A 17,506-nucleotide genomic window follows, 5' to 3' on the forward strand; every position below is an offset into this window, starting at 1 on the left:
AGGCTTGATTATAAATCAAGCCCTTTTGTTATTAATATCCTGGATTTTGTTTCACATTTGGTAGAACGGAGATTTCGGCCGATGGAATTGGCCAATATTCGTCTTTGTTGACTTTGAATACTACGTTTTGCACGCCGAAATATTTAGTAGCCTCTGCGTGGTTGTATTTAGGAGTGTAGTTTTCGTCGAATCCGGTAAGCACATTTTTCTTCCATCCTTTAGCATCTCTGTTGAGGTATAGAGTTCCGTTCATCACATCGTTTGCTATTCCCCAGCGACGGAGGTCGTACCAGCGTAGTCCATCGGCAGCCAGTTCCACCTTACGTTCGTAACGAAGAGCTTTACGCATTTCACTTTGTGAAAGGTTGGATGGTATTTCCGGCATTTTGGCTCTGCGTCGGATTTTGTTTATTGCTTCGGCTACCGAGGCATCGATTTGGTTGGCTTCAATCTTTGCTTCGGCGTACAGCAGCAATAATTCGGCGTAACGGAAAAGGCCGACGTTAAGATCACTCATGCCTGAAACTGAGGTGGAGTTGATGTCGGCTATATCACAATGTTTACGCCAGAGGTACCCACTGTAGGAGCGTGCTGCATTGGACTGATCAGCGTTGGCCACACTTACAGGATTGGTGGAAGTACCGTTCAGTACAGGCCAGTAGTTCAACACATTTTTATAGTTTGCGTTCATTTCGAACTGATAGCCAAGAAAGCGGGACCCAGGTCTTACGCAATACATGTCGAGACGAGGATCTCGATTTTCAAAAGGTTTGTCCTCATCGTACAGTGGTGATTCGGTAATAGGAAGGCCATCAATAGCTTGGAAGGAGTCGATGAAGTCTTGTGTCGGCCCCCAATAAGCCACTCCCTTCCCGAGACGGGAAGCTGCGTAGTACTGTTGGTTATGTGTGTTGCCGTCAATATTCATGTTATATTCCAGCACCCAAATCCATTCTTTACTTGAACGGAATCCCTCATGACCGAAGATGTTAGACACGTCAGGTTCCCCTACTGTATGGTCCTTTCCTACATATTGGATACTGGAGTTGAAAGGTGTCAATTCGTGTATCCCTTCGGATAGCTGAAGAGCTTTGGAAGCGGCATCAATAGCTATATCGTATTTTTTTGCGTAGAGTGCAATACGGGCTTTGAGCATATAGGCAGCTACACGACTGGCACGTACATTTCCTGAAGCTGCTTGGGAGACAGGCAAAGCGTCTGCGATTTCCGTCATCTCCTCCATAATCCATTGCTGTATTTGTTCTTTCGGTGTGCGGCTGATGGTTTCTGCTTCGTTGAGATCCAAGGTCTTCGTCAATAAAGGGACATCCCCATAAAGTTCTATAAGTTGAGAATAGGCATAGGCTCGGATAAAACGCAGTTCGGCATCAAGCTGGTTATATTTTTCTATAGGTGTGGAGCTTTTCAAGTTTTCGAGGTTATCCAATACAGTATGGACGCGGCCTATAGTTTTATAATGATAATTCCATGGTTTTATAGCTAGAGCGTTGTCCGTAGTATAAGAGCTGGTGATGGCAGGTGTATAGTTGTTGCCTGGTCTGGCGTATCCTATGTCCGTCACGTTGTCTATAACGTGGGCAAAAGGAGTGCTGCTAGCATCCAGCAAAGTGAGGGATTTGTACGCGCCGAGCAGTCCGTATTCAGCTTCTACCGCATTTACCGGAAAAGCACCTACGGTAGGACCGTTCAAAGGATCCTTATCGATGTCGCAAGACACCATTTTTAATGTAGAGAGGAGCGCTAGGCTCAGCAATATATTTTTACGAATTTTCATTCTTCTTAAAATTTTAAGTCAATACCGAATGTGTAATATTTAACCTGAGGATAGAAGTTACCGTTTCCGAGAGTTACCCCCTCACTGCTTGAGGCATCGTAGTTGATTTCAGGGTCGTATCCTTCATAGAATTTTGTCTTAGTAAATAGATTTTGACCGTTGACATAGATGAAGGCTTTACTCACCTTAAGTTTAGACAGGAAAGAGGCCGGAATTTCGTATCCTAACTGGATGTTTTTCAGGCGTAAGTATGATGCGTCACGCATCCAAAAGGTAGAATTTTGCGTGTTATTTGTGGATACGTGCGATAGGCGTGGTAAGGCCGCATTAGGGTTGTCAGGTGTCCAGTAGTCTTCCTGCCAAGGTTTTACGGCGCTAGCGTTTGCCAAAGGCACTACATAGTGTGAGTTGAGGTATCCGTCAGCTTTTCCTACACCTTGGAGGAAACCACTTAGGCGTAATCCTTTGTAGCCTAGGTCGAGATTTAGTCCATAGGTGTAGCGAGGGATGGTACTGCCAATAATAGTTTTGTCGGCATCGTTGATCACGCCATCCGGAATAGGGTTGCCATTAGCATCAAATGCTCCTGCGATATCTTTGTAGCGTACATCGCCAGGCTGCAATGTTCCGAATTGGGTAGGACCATTCTTTATTTCTTCTTCATTTTGGTATAGACCGTCAGCGATATAGCCATAGATAGAGTTGATGGCATAGCCGGTTTGTTGTCTTAAGAAGGTTCCGTCTGTAGTGTTACGCATGTCGAGGATTTTGTTTTTGACATCTGAAATATTGAAACCTACTCCTAGACGGAAATCACCAAACTTATTGTCATAGCGTGTAGAGAACTCCCATCCTTTGTTTTCTACCTTTCCTGCGTTTTGGAAAGGAGCATTTAACCCGGCAAGTTGGGTGATATATAGTTTCATGAGGATCCCTTCGGTAGTTTTATTATACCAGTCGAAGGTAAAGGAGAACTTGTTGAACAGCTGAGCATCCAAACCTACGCCCGAGATGGTTGTTTCTTCCCATTTCAAATTCGGGTTGGCCATGTCGTTAAGTGTTACGATAGGATGCACTTCCCCGTTTAGAGATATACTTCCTACAGCAAGCTCCGAGGTGAAAGGATAATAGGTGTTGCCGATGTTTTGATTTCCTAATTTACCCCATGATGCGCGTATTTTTAGTTGGTTGACAGTGCTTTTTAGGGGTTGCATGAAATTCTCTTCCGATATTCTCCATCCTGCAGAGAAAGAAGGGAAGGTAGCCCATTGGTTGTTTTTGCTGAAACGTGAACTGCCATCATGGCGGATGTTTGCTTCAAAAAGGTATTTGTCTTTGAAGGAATAGCTAAAGCGTCCGAAGGCCGAAACTAGCAGCCATTCTTCTACCGTTCCGTTATTACCTTTGGTTTCGTTGTCGGCACCGGCTTTCAACACTTCATATGTGTCGTAGATGAAGTCTCTACGGTAGCCCATGAGAAACTTGTCGTTGTATGACTCCCTTGAGGTTCCCGCCATAAGGGTGAAATTATGGTTGCCGAATCTTTTGTCAGCAGTAGCTGTCAGGTAATAGCTGCCATAGTAGTCCCGATAGGAGGTTTCTTCCAGGTCAGTGAAAGTGTTTGCTGCGCCTTGAGAAATGCCATTTACGTCATATACGTCTACGCTTTTGGTGAACGTATGTCTGTTGCGGGTTTCATAACGTGGAGCTACCGTGCCGTTGATGCTCAACCAGTTGGTAGGTTTGTAATTTAAGGATATATTGCCGTAAAACTCGATGTTATTGGTTTTGCGGTTACCTCCTTCTTCGATAAAGGCTACGGGGTTATTTTTCACCCAACCTTCAGCCCACAGGCCATTAGGGTGACGGATAGGCAAATTTGTGGGCATACGTCCGAGGTAATTCCAGACTGTTCCTTCGCTGGCAATCTGTCTGCGGTTTTTGTTGGTTACCGCTACGTCCATTTTGATAGATAACTTCTCACTTGGTGCAATATCCATGTTGTTGCGGAAGTTGTATCGTGTAAAGCCTGTGTTTTTAAGCAAGCCTTCCTGTGTAGAATAGCTGAACGAAGGGGCAACGCGGATAATGCCACTGTTGGCCATAAGGCCTACGAAATGGTTGTGAGTGAATCCGTTTTCGGTAAGTATTGCGCCTTGCCAGTCAAAGTTTGAAGGATCAGCTTCGTATAGTTTTCTAAACTCTTCGATGTCGGCATCGGTATAGGTAATCTGGTTGCCGTCATTGATATTGGCTTCATTGAACATGCGCATCAAGGTGAATCCATCAGACACCTTAGGGATGGCCGTAGGTTCTTGAAAGCCGACATATCCTTTATAGTCTATGGCGATTTTATCTTTCGCACGTTTGGTGGTGACTAGGATGACGCCATTTGCAGCTCTTGATCCGTAGATGGCAGCAGAGGCGGCATCTTTAAGGATGGATATACTTTCTATAAGGTTGAAGTCTAAATTATCCAGAGAGCCTGCCACACCGTCGATAATGACAAGAGGAGAGCTGTCTGAGCCACCGAATGAGCTTATACCACGGATACGAATCTGAGCTGCATCCCCTCCAGGAGATCCTGTTTGCGACGTTATTGTAACGCCGGGAGCAAGTCCCTGAAGAGCATTACTGGTAGATAGGTTAGGTCTATGCTGTAGCTGTTCACTCTGGATTTGCGATACCGAGCCGGTGAGGTTGCCTTTTTTCTGAGTTCCATAACCGATCACCACTACTTCTTCAAGACTTTGTTCTTCTGTGAAGAGTTGTACATTTAATCGGCTTCTTCCTTTTACTGCCTCCTCATGTTTGCTGAATCCTACAAGAGTAAATACGAGGATGTCGTCGTCATCAGCCTGGATTTTAAATTCTCCGTTGGCATCAGTGAAGGTAGAGGCTGTGGACTGACCTTTGATGCTGATTGTTACGTTGGAGAGCTTTTCTCCCTTTTCGCTGGAAACTTGGCCAGTAATATTTTTCTTCTGTCCGAAAGAAAAATAAACCGGAATCATAAAAAGAGCGAAAATCAATAATAATTGTCTTTTCATTAATTTTTTATGGTTTAATGGATTAAAACTGGTTTTTTGTAAAGTTTTAATGTTTTTGTGTTGTGTAAAGAATTATTGGTTATCTATCTGATTGCTCAGTAATTCGAAAATAAAAAAAATAAAATATAAAATAAAAAAAGTAAAATTAAATTTCTGATAATTTATTGTTACGTCTCGTAGTGCGTGTTTTCGTATTTTTTCAGAGGTTTATGAAACCTTAAAAGTTTAAAAATGTTTTGTAAAATTTTTTATTTATTGAATAAGTTTAAATTATTTGTAAAGTATTCTGATGTGAATGTATGAAAACAAAGTGCTGACCTGCTTTTATTCCTAAAAATTTCCCAATTCAAATCGTTATATTGTATGCTGTATGAAAATCTTGATTATTGAAGATGAGTTGCAACTGCAAGGTGCCATTCAGGAATTTCTGGTCGGGGAGCAGTTTTTGGTGGAGGTGGCATCGACATTTGATAGTGGATTGGAGAAGGCTTTGACTTATAGCTACGACTGCATTTTGTTGGATATTATGCTGCCTGGAGGTTCGGGGTTGGATATTCTTAAGGTTATGCGTCAAGAAGGGGTGAAAAGCCCTGTGTTGATTCTGTCGGCCAAAGATTCTGTGGATGATAAGGTGGTGGGGCTGGAGAGAGGAGCGGATGACTATTTGGCGAAGCCTTTTCATTTTGCGGAACTGTTGGCACGGGTAAAGTCTATCATACGTCGAAATGTTCAGCACGGAACTTTGTTTCTGACCTATAAAAATGTCATGCTGGATCCTGATACACGCGAGGTGAGTGTGGGTGGTGTTCCTCTGTTGTTAAATCGCAAGGAGTATGATCTTTTCTATTATTTCATGTTGCGACCGAATAGGTTATTGGAGAAGATGACCATTGCGGAGACGGTGTGGGGGGATCATGCGGATCAGGCCGATAATCTGGATTTTATTTATTCTCAGATAAAAAATCTGCGTAAAAAGCTTAAAACTGCCGGTGCTGAATTAGATATTCAGGCAGTATATGGTGTGGGGTATAAACTGGTTTAGTGATGGCTATATCCGTAAAAAATTACACCAATAGGTTTGTTGCGGTCGTGTTGCTGGTGGTCATGGCTGTATGGGCACTTCTTTTCTATGCTGTTATCATGGATGAAGTGTATGATAATATTGATGACGGACTTAAAAACCAGAAAATACTTATTCTTCGTGAGGTATATAAAAACCCTAAGCTTATAGAGGATTCGAAGGAGTATGGGGTCAATCAATTTATTATTCGTCCTTTGGAAGGAAATGGGGAAGAGATAGATAAGAATGTTTTTTCCAAAGAGATGATTTATATGCCTTATGATGAGGAAGAAGAACCCTATCGGGTGTTGCGAACAGGCTTTTATGATGCTGCCGGCAACCCATATCTGTTGGAAATACGTACATCTACCGTCGAAGAGGATGACTTTCTAATCAATTTGGGGATATCCCTGCTGGTGTTGTATGTCGTTATCGTATTGAGCATTTTGGTGGTCAACTATTTTGTATTACAAAGAGCTTGGCAGCCTTTCGATAAGATATTAAAACATCTTTCCCGTTATCGATTTGGTAAGGCAGATAGTTTTGTGGCTGTACCTTCAGCGGTGAAAGAATTTAATGATTTGAATAATCATATTCAATTTATGATTCAGCAGAACGAAAAAGTTTTTGAAAGTCAAAAGCTTTTTTTGGAGAATGCTTCTCATGAATTGCAGACTCCTTTGGCTGTGAGTATTAATAAACTAGAGTTGGTGCTTGAAAATAATGCGCTGTCGGAAGCTGATCTGGTGAAGATTGTGGAAGCAAAGAGGTCAATGCAACGTATCGTCAATCTAAACAAAAGTCTGCTCACCCTTTCACGTATTAATAACCAACAGTATAGTGAGAATCAAGAAGTGAATATGAATGAGGTGGTGGAAGAGCTGTTAGAAGACTATCACGACCTCATTGTCTTTAAAGATATTCAGCTTCATAAGCAAGATAATGGGGTGTTGAAAGTTATGGCTAATAAGGAATTAATGAGCATATTGGTGGCTAACCTGCTTAGCAATGCTATTAAATATAATGTTCAGCAGGGGAGTCTTGATATCTTTATCGAGTCGGATAGCTTACGGATTTTAAATACCAGTACGGAAGGAGCTTTAAATCCGGATTATATTTTCGAGCGCTTTTATAAGGGGAAACAAGATAGTAATTCCAATGGCCTAGGGTTGTCCATTGTAAAATCCATTTTGGAGAATTATCCACAGTTTTTGTTAGAGTATACGTATACGATGGACAAACATCAATTTTCTCTCGTAAAACGGGAAAAGTAATTTCTTACCAATTGTTTCCAGAATTGGAGATGATCTTTGAGTGTAAATAAAAATAAAAGATATGAAAACGATATTAAAACTAGGACTGGCTGTAATGTTAATGTTGAGTTTTGTTGCTGTGCAGGCACAGGATAAGCTGATTACTGTTGCTCAACTGCCAAAGCAAGCGCAGGCTTTTTTGAAAACTTATGGGAAGGGAATGACTGTGTCATATGTAAAAAAAGAAGATGAAATATTTTCGAGAACTACATATGAAGTAAAAATGAATGATGGTTCGGAAGTCGAATTTGACAAACATGGAAATTGGAAAGAGGTGGATTTCAAGCTTAATGCAGTTCCACACGCTTTGATTCCTCAAAATATAAGAAATTATGTGGCCAAAAGTTTTCCGAATAATAAAATTGTAAAGCTAGCGAGGAAATCTACTAAGTACGAAGTAGAGCTGTCAAATGGTCTGGATTTGGAGTTTGATAAGAATGGCAAATTCCTTCGAATAGACGACTAGTAGCTGTAAAATATGTGGAAAAGGGGAATGGAAACATTCCCCTTTTTTAGTTTTAATGGGATTTTATTTAGGGTATATAGTTGTGGAATTTGAAAAATAAAGCTTTAAAAATTTTATATTTTTTTTAAATAATGTTAAAAGAGTGGTGTAAAATCGTTTTTTGTAGGGTTAATAGGGCATAATAAGTTTTTGTTTGCTGTCAAAATAAAAGAAATAGCTCTTGTAAGGGTTTAAATATGTCTTATTTTATAACAAAAAAAGTTTCATAACATTTTTTTTTATTATTTTTTCTTTTATATATTTGTTTCCTAGTTAGATAACCAAGAGCCTAAGTATTTAGGAATAGAAGAAACCATACAGAATTATAAACCATCCAAGTCTATTTTATGAAAGTCAATCGTAAACATGTTTTGGCGGAAATAGCTGTATCCGGATTGTGGGATTTGAGGAATCTGAGGATACGTTATCTCTACATCTTGTTGCTTTTATTGTTTACTGCAGCGGGCAACAGTGTGGCTTATGCGCAACAAGTTTTATCCCTTACGGGTAAGGTTGTAGACGCTTCCACAAATAAACCATTAGCGGGTGTAAAAATTGAAGACCAGCAAAGTAAGGTTTTGGGCGTGTCGGATGTTAAAGGTATGTTCTATATCAAAGCCAAAGAGGGAGAAAATGTGGTGCTAACCATGTTGGGCTTTGAGAAATATTATTATACGGTTAGAAAAGATTCGTTGAATATTACTTTGCAGCTAGAGCCTTCGACACGTTCTATCGATGAGGTGGTGGTCACTGCTTTGGATATCAAACGTGAGCAAAAGGCTTTGGGATATTCTGTTACGACTTTGAAGACGGAAGAATTGACCGAGACGTTGCCAAACAACTGGACGGAGGCCTTGTCGGGAAAGGTGGCAGGTCTTAACTTGGTGCGTTCTAATGCCGGACCTACAGGGTCAAATTCTATTATCTTACGTGGGGAAAGCAACCTTACGGGTAGCAATGAGGCCTTGATCGTAGTAGATGGGGTAATTATTAATGGCGGTTCTGGCCGTAGAGTAGGTGGGTCGGCAGCTTATCAAGATGAAACGGTGGTAGACTACGGTACTAACGTGGAAGATATAAACCCCGAAGATATTGAAGAAGTTACGGTATTAAAAGGACCAGGAGCTGCCGCTCTTTATGGTTCTCGGGGTGCCAACGGAGCTATCATCATCACTACCAAAACCGGAAAGAAAAAAGAGAAAGGTATTGGGGTAAATTTTAGCTCTAACAATTCTATGGCTACCATCAACCGGATGCCGGATTTGCAATACGAGTACGGTCAGGGAGATATGGTAGACTATTATTCATATGGAAGTACGGAAGATGGAGCAAATACAGGAGGAACTTCCAAAGCTTACGGTGCAAAATTTGACGGACAATATTTTTATCAATATGATCCTGCTTTGCAAGCACGAGGTACCGAAAGAACCTTGTGGGGACCATATACCGAAGGGTTTAATGCCTTCTTTGAGACGGCAAGAACTTCTACTAACAGCATTTCAGTAGATGGAGGTACTGATAAGACTACAGCACGTTTCTCTTATACGAATGTGCAAAACTCGTGGATAGTGCCGAATACAGGATACAGAAGAAACACAGTCTCTATGTCTGTAAATTCCACGCCGTCAAAATATATTAAAGTGACAGCCAAGATGGATTATACGAACAAGAGTTCGGATAACCTTCCTGGTGGTGGTTATAACAACCAAACGATTATGTATGGTTATATCTTCTGGCAGCCAAACGGTGATGTACGATGGTTGAGGGATTATTGGAAGAAGGGGTTAGAAAACGTGGAGCAGAATACACCGTTGTCTACAGGAAGAGATAACCCATACTTAATAGCGTATGAGATGTTGAACACGCAAGACCGTAACGCACTAACAGGAAATGTAGCGGCCACCTTTACGTTGCGAAAGAATCTTGAGGTTACCGTGCGTACGGCGATAGATCAGGCAGCAGATACTCGCAGTCAGCGCAGACCTTTCGATACATACAACTTCCCTAAAGGGATGTACCGCGAGCAGAATGTCATCGGCCGTGAGGTAAACTCAGACGTGATGGTGAAATACAATACGCAGGTCGGGGAAAATGTCAAAATCAACGCTTCTGTGGGTGGGGCTATGTTGCGCAACTCCTACAACCGCGTGTCGATGTCTGCTGACTCTTTGTTATATCCAGGGGTGTTTACCTTTGCTAATGCTGCCAGTACGATAGTGACTAGTCCGTATAAGGCTAAATATGCTATTAATAGTGTTTATGGTCTTATCGCAGGAGATTATAAAGGCTTTGCCTTCCTAGACTTTACGTAACGTAATGACTGGAGTAGCTTGCTGGCGACACCTACAAGCACAAAGAATGTATCTTATTTTTATCCATCGGTCAATGGTAGTTTGATCTTATCGGATATCATTAACCTTCCTCGTCAGGTTAACTTCCTGAAATGGAGAGCGTCGGTAGCGGGGGTAGGTAGTGGTGGTACATCGCCTTTCCAGACATCCAACCCTTATCTGTCAAGTCAGCTGTATACTGGAGGTGGTCTTTATAATCCAACAACCTTAAGTAACGAAAACCTAAAGCCTCTTTTCACGTTGAGCTACGAGACAGGTATAGAAGCTAAGTTTTTCAAAGAACGAGTGGGGTTAGATTTTACTTTATATCATTCTAATACACGAGATCAGATTCTGACAACCATTCTCGACAGATCTTCGGGATATAGCAATATGGTGGTAAATGCCGGAGAGGTGCGCAACAGAGGTATCGAAGTAGCGCTAAATCTAACTCCTATCAAGAAGAGAGGAGGGCTAACGTGGACTGTCAACACTACTTTCTCGAAAAACGAAAACAAGATTTTATCATTAGCTGAAAATACCGAATCGTTGATTCTGCAAAATGGACCGGGAAGTAATGGGTATGTGATGGCTTATGTAGGAGGAAGTATGGGCGATTTGTACGGCCGTGGATATAAGCGCGCCCCTTCGGGAGAAATTATCTATAATGCAGGATTGCCGGTTCTTTCGGAAGAGTTGCTGTACCTAGGTAACACTACACCGGATTGGAAAGCGGGAATTCAAAACAAATTCAAATACAAAGGTTTCTCATTGGGATTCTTGTTTGACGCTCAGGTAGGAGCTGTAGCCTACTCACTCACTCAAGGTAAGATGGCCGTGCAGGGTAAGACCAAAGTTACTTTGCCTGGTCGTGAGAACGGAATCGTAGGTAGAGGAGTAGTGGAGAATGAAGACGGTACCTACAGCCCTAATACGGTAGCGGTGTACGATATGTCTTCTTATTACGATCAGCACTTTGGTGTTGCCAATGTGGAAGGATCGGTATTCTCTACAGATTTTATCAAGTTGAGAGAAGTGCGTTTTGATTACTCTTTCAAGGCAAAAGTCTTGCAAAAAGTGAAATTGCAAAAACTTAATATCGGTGTGTATGGAAGAGATCTGTTCATCTGGTCGAAATGGCCGGGATTCGATCCAGAGTTCGGTACATTGAGCGGCTCAGAGATCAACAGAGGTTTTGAGATAGGTCAGTTTCCTTCAACACGAACCTACGGTGTGAATTTAAGTGTAGGTTTTTAATTGATTACGATTATGAATAAGAAAAATATACTTGTTGCTTTTGTCTGTTCCTTGTTCTTGACTTCTTGTACAAAGAACTTTATGGAGCTGAACACGGATCCGAATTCTAGTGAAAAAGCACTACCTGAATATTTGATGGCTAGAGCCTTGACTCAAACGGTCACCAACAATATGAGCCGGACGCGTACACTCACCAATGAGCTGATGCAGGTTACTGTAAATACCTTAGTGGAGACAGATCGTATCTTCCGATACGACATTGCCAACAGTGTGTCAGAAGCTCCGTGGAACAACTGGTTCTTACAGCTGACCGATTTCAAAGATATGTATAAAAGTGCCCCGGAAGGATATGCAGGTAACGAGAAACTGATTAATTCGTTTAAGGGTATATCGTTGATCTGTCAGGCTTGGGTGTATTCTATGATTACGGATACATATGGAGATATCCCTTATTTTACCTCTAACCTCGGAGGTACTTCCGGTATCTTTACGCCAAAATTTGACAGACAAAAAGAAATTTATCTGGATTTGTTCGAACGCTTGGAGGAGGCTAATGAGCTGCTATCCAATGCTTCGAACATCAAGGCAACAAGCGATCCAGTGTACAAGGGGAATATCAGCTACTGGCGAAAACTTGGAAACTCTTTGTATCTGAGGTTGTTGTTGCGTGCTTCATATAAGGAAGAAGTGCAAGATTTTGTGTTTGAAAAAATCAGAGAGATTGTAGAGACCAACAAAGCCAACTATCCATTGATTTCCTCTAATGATGAGTCGGCTATACTGCGTTGGACAGGTGTTGCTCCTTATGCTTCTCCTTATGTGACTTTGACCGATGCGCAATGGAAACAGCCTAAGGCTGCCAGCTTCTTTGTGGATAAGTTGTTATATTATAATGATCCTTGTATTGACGCATGGTTGGCAAAACATAATGGTGAATATGAAGGTATTCCTAGTGGTTATACGGTAGGTCAGACGCCTGAAGGAAGGTCTACGTTGGCTGCTACGTTGAAGTCTAGTCCATTGACAGGCAACATCATGAATTATGGTGAAGTGCAGCTTATATTGGCTGAAATTGCTGCCCGTGAGCTCGTAACTTCTGCTGCCGGAACAGCACAAAGCTTCTATAATGCCGGCGTGACGGCACGTATCACTCTGTGGGGAAAATCTTCTTCTGCAGCTTCTACCTATCTAGCCAATCCAAATGTGGCTTGGGATAACGCTTTATCTTTGGATGAAAAGATGGAGAAGATTCATTATCAGAAGTATCTGACCTTGCTCTATACCGATATTCAGGCGTGGGCCGAGTACCGTCGTACCGGTCATCCTGTGTTGCCTAAAGGTCCAGGATTGATGAATGATGCTATTATGCCAACTAGATTATATTATCCTAGCTCGGCACAGGCATCCAATCCGGCAAACTATAAGGAAGCTGTGGATATTCAAGGTCCGGACAACCTTAAAACATTGACATGGTGGCAGACTCAAACTCATTAAAAATAAATCCCATCCGGTTATGAAAAATATTAAACAGTTTATTCAGATATGCTGTCTAGCAATAGTTGCTACAGCCTGTGAATTGGATATGCCCATCACGGGAGATCCCAATCCCAATCTTTCTATCTATGATTTGAGAAAGATATATAACGAAACTCCGGTGGTATTGGCAAAATCCAATATGAAAGCAGCGGTTTCCATCACGGGAGTAGTCATCTCGGACGTCGAATCAGGCAATGCGCCGAGTGGAAAAATTGTTCTGCAAGGGTATAAAGGTAATATGGTAAGCGGTATAGCCTTGGAGGTGGGCTCGGAAGCTTCCCAATATAGATATGGAGACTCGCTAGTGGTTAAAGTGGAAGGTTTGACATTGACACGAAAGGACGGAGTGCTAACCGTAGAAAATGTTCCTGCGGCTTCCATAGAAAGGGTCGCTAGCGGAAAATCCCCACTAATAAGTGCTACATTTAGCTCTATCTCTGCATTGGAGGCAGAGGTAGATAAGTATGAAAGTACGTTGATAGCTTTGAATTCCATGTTTGTCGTGGATCCCGAGGTAGGAAAGAAATTTGCTCACAACTTGAAAATTACGGATTGGGTATCAGAAATAGAGGTGCCTGTAAATGCAGGAGCAGCTTTCGCCAACCAACAGGTGAGCAATTTGGCCAATTATACCTTCTTGTTGCAGAGAAACGCGCAAGGTTCTCCGGTTTTGCTTTTACAGCGGCTAGAGCATGTGGAAGAAATGGAGATGGAGCCGTACAGACCGGGAGAGTTGTACGAAGGTTTCCCAGAAGATTTTTCGGATAAAATAGGAGGCTCGTCCAACCTGAATCATGATATTGTTCTTCCTACAAGCGGTTTGTCATGGATTTTTAGAGGGGCCTATATCTTGAATTCCGGTAACTTTACCCATACCAATGGATATGTAAACAGTACCAATAAGGGGGATCAAACAGGGTTGATGATGACAGGGCCCGAAGGATCATATATTGAGCTGAACAAAAACCTATATTATGGCGCTAGTAAGATGGAACTTTATCTTTATCCGGCAACAGCTACGGATGCCGGGGCGGGCAAGTTGCCATTGCAGGTAAGTATCTCTTATTCCAAAGATAGCGGTGTGACCTGGCATCAGATAGGTGATTTGATTACCATTACAGAGAACAAACGTTATCCGGACGGTCCTATTCCTCTGGATATAGACGGTATAGTCCGCTTTAGGATTACTTTGGTGAAAAAAGGAGCTAACAATGATGGCGGTCGTCTAGGGATAGATTATATACGTATCTACCAGAAATAGATATATGATAAAACGTGAAAACCTCAGCTGTGGCTGAGGTTTTCTTTTTTTATGGAGGAAATGAAATTTCTTAAGCAACAATAACTTTTATACCTATTTCTTCCAATGCACTGATATAATTGGATGGAGTTTTGGAGTCTGTAATAATGTAGTCAACGTCTTCCAGCTGACATACCTTACCAAGACCACGACGTCCAAACTTGGTGTTATCCGCAAGGATGACGACTTTCTGTGCCGTGGAAAGCATTTTTTGATTCAATGTAGCTTCAGTAAGGTTGCTTATAGTGATGCCGAACTCAAGGTCTATTCCGTCGACTCCTAAAAACAAAATACCGCAAGAAACATCATCCAAAATACGCATAGCGTATTGTCCTGCCACGGAAGAAGAGTTTGGACGTATCAAACCTCCTAACTGCAACACCTCGATGTTAGATTTGTTGCAGAGCTCTAAAGCAACTTTTAAAGCCGGCGTGATTACAGTCAAACGGTGCGTGGGGTTAAGATGTCTCGCTAAAGCGTAAGCCGTAGTTCCTGACCCTATCATGATAGAATCATTATCTTTAATCATCTCCACAGCTTTTTTTGCTATCTTATTTTTCTCTTCCGAGTTGATGAATTCTTTTACTAGGATAGGGCGGTCAATGGCATAAGGGTTGCTGTTGGAAGCCCCCCCTTTGGTTCTGAAAAGAAGGTTCTTTTCCTCTAGGATTTTTAAATCCTTTCGAATAGTAACACTCGAAACATTCATCTCCTCACAAAGCTCCTGAATCGAAACTTTGTTCTTCTCTTTAATTTTCTTCAGAATATACTCGTGTCTATCCGTAATATTTTTCATGGATAATTGATTAATATATTACGAAAATAAGGAATATCCTCGATATTTTGTAACAAAAAAATAATATTAAAATACCTTTAATTTTGTTTACAAAACTTAAATTTACCTTTCGATAACCAAAATTATATATCTATGAAAAAAAATATTGCTTTGCTGTTAGCAGCCCTATTATGGGTAGTTGCCTTAATTGCTCAGCAAAATCCAGGAGTTTTTACCATTGCTCTATTACCGGATACCCAGTATTATACAGCTAAAAAACATAATGGTACGGTTCAGATGTTTCAAAATCAGATCGATTGGATAAGGGCTAATGCATTAAAAGAGAATATTGCTTATGTTATCCACTTGGGAGACATGTCGGATCATGGTGAGAAAAGGCTGAAAGAATGGGAAATAGGAGCGAAGATAATGTATCAGTTGGAGCAACCTATGGAAGGATATCCAGAGGGTATACCCTATGGTGTGGCGGTAGGCAATCACGATACTACACCTATGGGAACTCCGGGAGCTATGAAAGAGGGGTATCCTAAATATTTTGGATTAGAACATTTTTCGGGAAAATCCTATTATGGTGGTGCCTTCGAAAATCAAGCTACCAGCGAGAACCATTATAGTCTATTCTCTGCTGGAGGTAAGGATTTTATTGTCATCTTCATCGGGTATAACGAGAAAACAGCCAAGACGGAGAAAAATGAAGAATTGGAGGAGCGTGTGTTCAAATGGGCAGGAAAGCTTCTTAGAGAACACAAAAACAGAAAAGCTATAATCGTAAGCCATTCTCTTTTACGCAGACCGGAAGGGAGTGAAAGTATGTACTATCCGGATAAGGGATATAATGGAAAAGCTAAGCCTAACTTCACTCCACAAGGAAAGGCTATCTATAATTTCTTTAAGGATTATACCAATGTCTTTCTCATGTTAGGGGGGCATATTTCGGGAGAAGCACATCGTGTGGATCTCTATAAAGGCAATAAAATCAAATCTATTTTGACGGACTACCAAAGTCGTAGAAAAGCTCCTTTCGGTGAAGAAGACCGTAATGGAGGAGGTGGTCTTATGCGTACGTTGACATTAGATATACCTAACAACAAGCTGTATGTGAAGACATTTACACCGTTGTCGGCTACGGAAGTCGTGTATGAAAGAGATAATGACAGTGAATATGTTTTGGATTTATTTTAAAAACATTTAATTTTCTTAAATTATTTTATTTTTTTGTTTTTTAATTTTTATATTTGATTTACAATAAAGCGAGATAACCTTTTTTATAAGCCTATGTCAAGATTTGTGCTGCCGATAAAGCCATCGCGTCGTCGCTGGTTTATTATTTCAGTAATATTTTTAGCAATAGTATTCAATTATTTTGATAGACAGATTGTTTCTATTTTGAAGCCGATGCTTAAAGAGGAGTTTAGTCTTGGGGATGATGGCTATGCGTTGGTATTGAATGTATTTACGATATTTTATGCTTTGATGTATCCGGTGGCGGGATGGTTGGTAGATAAGTTTGGCGAGCGTCGGGTGATGTTGGGGGGGATTATCGGGTGGTCGGTAGCCTGTCTGGGGGGCGGGATATCTCGGACGTTTGGTTCTTTTTTGTTTTTCAGGGGACTGTTGGGAGCTGCAGAGCCTACCAATTTTCCGGCGCAGATTAAGGTTGTCGCCGTCTGGTTTTCCGGAAAGCTGAGAGCTACAGCCAATAGTCTGTGTGTTGCGGGGAGTTCGATAGGAGCAATCATTGCGCCACCATTGGTTGCTTGGCTGGCCATGCAATTCAATTTCCACATGGTGTTTATTGTAGCCGGAGTGGTGGGATTGATTATTGCATTATTATGGTTTTTGATTTATACGGAGCCACCGGCAGAGGTAAGGCAAGAAGTAGAAAGGGAAAATCCGGTGAAGGATTCTGGAAGAAGCTTTACTTGGGGACAGCTATGGACGACTAAATCATTATGGGGTATCCTGATTATCCGTTTTGTAAGTGATCCGGTTTGGTATTTTTGTTTGTTCTGGCTTCCAGGATATCTGCAAGAAGAGTCGGGGCTTACATTGGCGCAAATAGGTATGTTTGGTTGGATTCCTTTTTTGGTGGCTGACCTAGGAGCTATAGGTACGGCAGCGTGGTCGGATAGGATGGTGCGTAATGGCAAGGAGCCTTTGTTGGCTCGAAAGATCATGTTAACCTCCGTAGCGGTATTGGCGCCTTTATGCTGTCTTACTACCTATGTGTCGAATCCATTTTTGACGATCCTTATATTTGCTTTAGTGGCGGTAGCATGTCTAAGCTGGCTGTTCACTTTAAGTGTAGTTATCGCTGAAGCTTTTCCGGTGAAAAATGTGGCGTCTGTATTAGGTATCGCAGGAGGTTTTGGAGCTTTGGGTGCTGTGCTTTTCAATTATTTCGTAGGGCAGATGATGGGTTCAGTAGGTGCGGGCAACATCTTCATTGCTATGGCCTTCATGCATCCTATTGCGGTATTGGTATTATGGACAATGATCAAAAGGGAAAAAGTTCCCGTTTTAGAAACAGAAAAACAATTAGTTGCGTAAAGAAAATATTAAAT

12 protein-coding genes are annotated in these 17,506 nt (G+C 41.5%); 9 read left to right on the top strand and 3 right to left on the bottom strand.

Annotated elements, in window-relative coordinates; all coding sequences use genetic code 11:
- Positions 1 to 31: 31 nt before the first annotated feature.
- Both ABD873_RS00590 and ABD873_RS00595 read right to left on the bottom strand, forming a co-directional pair.
- Complete coding sequence (locus tag ABD873_RS00590; RefSeq protein ID WP_345063190.1) at positions 32 to 1,795, bottom strand: RagB/SusD family nutrient uptake outer membrane protein; 1,764 nt, start codon at positions 1,793 to 1,795, stop codon at positions 32 to 34.
- A 5-nt stretch (positions 1,796 to 1,800) separates the two neighbouring features.
- Complete coding sequence (locus ABD873_RS00595; protein WP_345063192.1) at positions 1,801 to 4,845, bottom strand: SusC/RagA family TonB-linked outer membrane protein; 3,045 nt, start codon at positions 4,843 to 4,845, stop codon at positions 1,801 to 1,803.
- A 370-nt stretch (positions 4,846 to 5,215) separates the two neighbouring features.
- On the opposite strand from ABD873_RS00595, the gene ABD873_RS00600 reads away from it, so the two are divergent.
- The 7 genes from ABD873_RS00600 (at position 5,216) to ABD873_RS00630 (ending at position 14,107) form a co-directional block, all read left to right on the top strand.
- The gene (locus ABD873_RS00600; RefSeq protein ID WP_345063195.1) at positions 5,216 to 5,887 is read left to right on the top strand and encodes a response regulator transcription factor; all 672 of its coding nucleotides are present in this window, start codon (positions 5,216 to 5,218) and stop codon (positions 5,885 to 5,887) included.
- Positions 5,888 to 5,889: 2 nt separating this feature from the next.
- Complete coding sequence (locus ABD873_RS00605; RefSeq protein ID WP_345063198.1) at positions 5,890 to 7,179, top strand: sensor histidine kinase; 1,290 nt, start codon at positions 5,890 to 5,892, stop codon at positions 7,177 to 7,179.
- Between the two features lie 61 nt (positions 7,180 to 7,240).
- Positions 7,241 to 7,684 (top strand): PepSY-like domain-containing protein, encoded by a 444-nt coding sequence (locus ABD873_RS00610; protein ID WP_039053300.1) that lies wholly within the window; start codon positions 7,241 to 7,243, stop codon positions 7,682 to 7,684.
- Between the two features lie 386 nt (positions 7,685 to 8,070).
- Entirely contained in the window at positions 8,071 to 10,035 is a 1,965-nt protein-coding gene (locus tag ABD873_RS00615) for a TonB-dependent receptor plug domain-containing protein (protein WP_345063203.1), read from the top strand.
- 18 nt (positions 10,036 to 10,053) lie between these two features.
- Positions 10,054 to 11,310, top strand: a complete 1,257-nt coding sequence (locus ABD873_RS00620; protein ID WP_345063206.1) for a TonB-dependent receptor domain-containing protein — start codon at positions 10,054 to 10,056, stop codon at positions 11,308 to 11,310.
- 12 nt (positions 11,311 to 11,322) lie between these two features.
- Complete coding sequence (locus ABD873_RS00625) at positions 11,323 to 12,804, top strand: SusD/RagB family nutrient-binding outer membrane lipoprotein (RefSeq protein WP_345063209.1); 1,482 nt, start codon at positions 11,323 to 11,325, stop codon at positions 12,802 to 12,804.
- 19 nt (positions 12,805 to 12,823) lie between these two features.
- The gene (locus ABD873_RS00630; protein ID WP_345063212.1) at positions 12,824 to 14,107 is read left to right on the top strand and encodes a DUF5689 domain-containing protein; all 1,284 of its coding nucleotides are present in this window, start codon (positions 12,824 to 12,826) and stop codon (positions 14,105 to 14,107) included.
- Between the two features lie 70 nt (positions 14,108 to 14,177).
- On the opposite strand, the gene ABD873_RS00635 is transcribed toward ABD873_RS00630, so the two are convergent.
- Entirely contained in the window at positions 14,178 to 14,942 is a 765-nt protein-coding gene (locus tag ABD873_RS00635; protein ID WP_345063215.1) for a DeoR/GlpR family DNA-binding transcription regulator, read from the bottom strand.
- Between the two features lie 132 nt (positions 14,943 to 15,074).
- Between ABD873_RS00635 and ABD873_RS00640 the strand changes: the two genes are divergently transcribed.
- The gene (locus ABD873_RS00640; RefSeq protein ID WP_345063218.1) at positions 15,075 to 16,124 is read left to right on the top strand and encodes a metallophosphoesterase; all 1,050 of its coding nucleotides are present in this window, start codon (positions 15,075 to 15,077) and stop codon (positions 16,122 to 16,124) included.
- A gap of 93 nt (positions 16,125 to 16,217) precedes the next feature.
- On the top strand, positions 16,218 to 17,492 hold the full coding sequence (locus ABD873_RS00645; RefSeq protein WP_345063220.1) for an MFS transporter: 1,275 nt from the start codon (positions 16,218 to 16,220) through the stop codon (positions 17,490 to 17,492).
- The last annotated feature ends 14 nt before the right edge of the window (positions 17,493 to 17,506 follow it).

Origin of the sequence: Sphingobacterium thermophilum, from assembly GCF_039541675.1 — a bacterium.
In the GTDB taxonomy this organism is placed as follows: domain Bacteria; phylum Bacteroidota; class Bacteroidia; order Sphingobacteriales; family Sphingobacteriaceae; genus Sphingobacterium; species Sphingobacterium thermophilum.

Bases quoted from the DNA above. Each gene is read 5' to 3' on its own strand.
- ABD873_RS00640 (WP_345063218.1), top strand. From the start codon at position 15,075: ATGAAAAAAAATATTGCTTTGCTGTTAGCAGCCCTATTATGGGTAGTT.
- ABD873_RS00605 (WP_345063198.1), top strand. From the start codon at position 5,890: ATGGCTATATCCGTAAAAAATTACACCAATAGGTTTGTTGCGGTCGTG.
- ABD873_RS00635 (WP_345063215.1), bottom strand. From the start codon at position 14,942: ATGAAAAATATTACGGATAGACACGAGTATATTCTGAAGAAAATTAAA.
- ABD873_RS00590 (WP_345063190.1), bottom strand. From the start codon at position 1,795: ATGAAAATTCGTAAAAATATATTGCTGAGCCTAGCGCTCCTCTCTACA.
- ABD873_RS00600 (WP_345063195.1), top strand. From the start codon at position 5,216: ATGAAAATCTTGATTATTGAAGATGAGTTGCAACTGCAAGGTGCCATT.
- ABD873_RS00645 (WP_345063220.1), top strand. From the start codon at position 16,218: ATGTCAAGATTTGTGCTGCCGATAAAGCCATCGCGTCGTCGCTGGTTT.
- ABD873_RS00615 (WP_345063203.1), top strand. From the start codon at position 8,071: ATGAAAGTCAATCGTAAACATGTTTTGGCGGAAATAGCTGTATCCGGA.
- ABD873_RS00595 (WP_345063192.1), bottom strand. From the start codon at position 4,845: ATGAAAAGACAATTATTATTGATTTTCGCTCTTTTTATGATTCCGGTT.
- ABD873_RS00610 (WP_039053300.1), top strand. From the start codon at position 7,241: ATGAAAACGATATTAAAACTAGGACTGGCTGTAATGTTAATGTTGAGT.
- ABD873_RS00625 (WP_345063209.1), top strand. From the start codon at position 11,323: ATGAATAAGAAAAATATACTTGTTGCTTTTGTCTGTTCCTTGTTCTTG.
- ABD873_RS00630 (WP_345063212.1), top strand. From the start codon at position 12,824: ATGAAAAATATTAAACAGTTTATTCAGATATGCTGTCTAGCAATAGTT.